Genomic DNA, 2,763 nt, shown 5'->3' with positions numbered 1-2,763 from the left:
AGGAAGTGTATTTGTTCAATCCGTTTGCCGAAGACGGCAAAACCCACCGCTGGAATCCGTTTACTTATGTGTCTTCCGACAAAAACCAGCGGGTTTCCGATTTGATGGCGATTGCGGCTATGCTTTATCCCGACGGCGACAGCAGGGATAAGTTTTGGGTATCGCAGGCGAGAAATGCGTTTTTGGCTTTTGCGCTTTATCTGTATGAAGAAGCTGCAAGTTCCCAAAATAACCGTTTCAGCAGGTTTGACAATATCCCAAACCAAACCAAGAAATTGGAACCGTCAACACCTCCATGTACTTTAGGTAAGCTGTACCGACTGGCTTCGGGGAACGGAATGGAACTGAAAGACTATTTCAAGCAACTGTCCGTAAAACCTTTTTTATCTGAAGCAGCCAAAACCGCCTTTGCCGGTCTGATTTCCCAAGAAAAAGAGACTTTCGGATCCATCATGGGTACGTTTAAAGAACCGCTCAACCCATGGCTGAACCCTATTATCGATGCCGCTACATCAGGCGATGACTTCCTGCTGACCGACGTTCGCAAAAAGAAAATGACCATCTACATCGGCATCCAACCCAACAAACTGGCCGAATCGCGCGTTATCGTCAATCTGTTCTTCTCGCAACTGATTAACCAAAACACCAAACAGCTTCCGCAGGACAATCAGGCACTCAAGCACCAATGCCTGCTGCTGATGGATGAATTTACCAGCATCGGCAAAGTCGAAATCATTGCCAATGCTGTCAGCTATATGGCAGGTTACAACCTGCGTCTCTTCCCGATTATCCAGTCGGTCGCCCAACTGGACGCGGTTTACGGCAAAGAATCCGCCCGCACCATCATCACCAACCACGCCCTGCAAATCATCTACACACCGAGAGAACAGCAGGATGCCAACGAATATTCCGAAATGCTCGGTTACACCACCGTACGCCGCCAAAACGTCAGCAGAGGACGTGAGCGCAGCGTATCAATCAGCGAAGAACGCCGCGCCCTGATGCTGCCGCAGGAATTGAAAGCGATGAACCAAGATAACGAAATCATCATTTACGAAGGCATGGCACATCCGGCGAAGGTATCGAAAATCCGCTACTATCAAGACAAAACCTTTGGTGCAAGAATAAAGAATCCCATAGAGGTTGAACCTTTACAGGTACGCTAACCACAAAGGGACTGAAACAAACAATGCCTGTCTGAAATTTTTCAGACAGGCATTGTTTCTACTTTCAAGTATCAACCTTCATAAACCTCCACAGGCGGACAAGAACAAACCAAATTCCTGTCCCCGAACACATCGTCCACCCTGTTCACGCTCGGCCAGAATTTGTTTTCGCGCACGTAAGGCAGCGGGAACACGGCTTCTTCGCGGGTGTAGGGGTGCGCCCATTCGCCGTCGGTCAGGTTGAAGGCGGTGTGCGGGGCGTTCACCAGCGGGTTGTCGTCTTTCGGCCATTCGCCGTTTTGCACTTTCAGCACTTCCTGTTTGATGGATTTGAGCGCGGCGATGAAGCGGTCGAGTTCGGCTTTGCTTTCGCTCTCGGTCGGCTCGATCATCAGGGTGCCGGGCACGGGAAAGGAAACCGTGGGGGCGTGGAAGCCGTAGTCCATCAGGCGTTTGGCGATGTCGGTTTCGCTGATGCCGCTTTCGGCTTTGAGCGGGCGCAGGTCGACGATGCATTCGTGGGCGACGCGGCCGTTTTTGCCGGTGTAGAGGATGGGGTAGTCTGCGCTCAGTTGTTTGGCGACGTAGTTGGCGTTGAGCAATGCCCATTCGGTTGCTTGGCGCATGCCCTGTTTGCCCATCATGGTGATGTACATCCATGTAATCGGCAGGATGCCGGCGGAGCCGTAGGGGGCGGCGGAAACTGCGCCCATGCCTGCGGTCGCGCCTTCGACGGGGGCGACGGTGTGGCTGGGGGCGAACGGAGCGAGATGGGCTTTGAGGCCGATGGGGCCCATGCCCGGGCCGCCGCCGCCGTGCGGGATGCAGAAGGTTTTGTGCAGGTTCATGTGCAATACGTCGGCGCCGACTTCGGCGGGCTGCATGATGCCGACTTGGGCGTTCATGTTCGCGCCGTCCATATACACTTGGCCGCCGTTGTCGTGGATGATGCGGCAGATATCGCGGATGCCTTCTTCGTACACGCCGTGGGTGGACGGGTAGGTAATCATCAGCGCGCCCAGCTTGTCTTTGTTGGCTTCGGCTTTTTCTTTCAAATCGGCGATGTCCACGTTGCCTTTTTCGTCGGTTTTCACCACGATAATCTGCATGCCGAGCATGGCGGCGGTGGCGGGGTTGGTGCCGTGCGCCGACTGCGGTATCAGGCAAACGTTGCGGTTTGCGCCGCCGTTGGCTTCGTGGTAGCGGCGGATGGCCAGCAGGCCGGTGTATTCGCCCGACGCGCCGGAGTTCGGTTGCAGGCAAATCGCGTCGAAACCGGTAACGGCTTCGAGCTGGGTTTGCAGGCCGCGCAACAGTTCGCGGTAGCCTTCGGTCTGATCGGTGGGTGCGAACGGGTGCAGATTGGCGAACTCGGGCCAGGTGATCGGCAGCATTTCGGCGGTGGCGTTGAGCTTCATGGTGCACGAGCCCAGCGAAATCATGCTGCGGTTCATCGCCAAATCGCGCTCTTCCAGCTTTTTCAGGTAGCGCAGCATTTCGTGTTCGGTGTGGTAGCGGTTGAACACGGGGTGTTGCAGGATTTTGCCGCTGCGACGCAGGTTTTCAGACAGGCATGTGGCCGTTTCAGACGGCATCT

2 protein-coding genes are annotated in these 2,763 nt (G+C 55.0%); one reads left to right on the top strand and one right to left on the bottom strand.

What is annotated here, in order from left to right:
- The coding region (locus tag ACEYDX_RS09835; RefSeq protein WP_373741847.1) for a type IV secretory system conjugative DNA transfer family protein at window positions 1–1,166 on the top strand (1,166 nt) is incomplete at its 5' end.
- Window positions 1,167–1,237: 71 nt separating this feature from the next.
- On the opposite strand, the gene gcvPB is transcribed toward ACEYDX_RS09835, so the two are convergent.
- Window positions 1,238–2,763 (bottom strand): aminomethyl-transferring glycine dehydrogenase subunit GcvPB (gene gcvPB / locus ACEYDX_RS09830; protein WP_373741846.1); only part of this gene is annotated, 1,526 nt, incomplete at its 5' end.

The sequence above is a fragment of the Neisseria sp. genome (genome assembly GCF_041804105.1).
In the GTDB taxonomy this organism is placed as follows: Bacteria; Pseudomonadota; Gammaproteobacteria; order Burkholderiales; family Neisseriaceae; genus Neisseria.
This window is presented reverse-complemented; position numbering and strand designations above follow the sequence as displayed.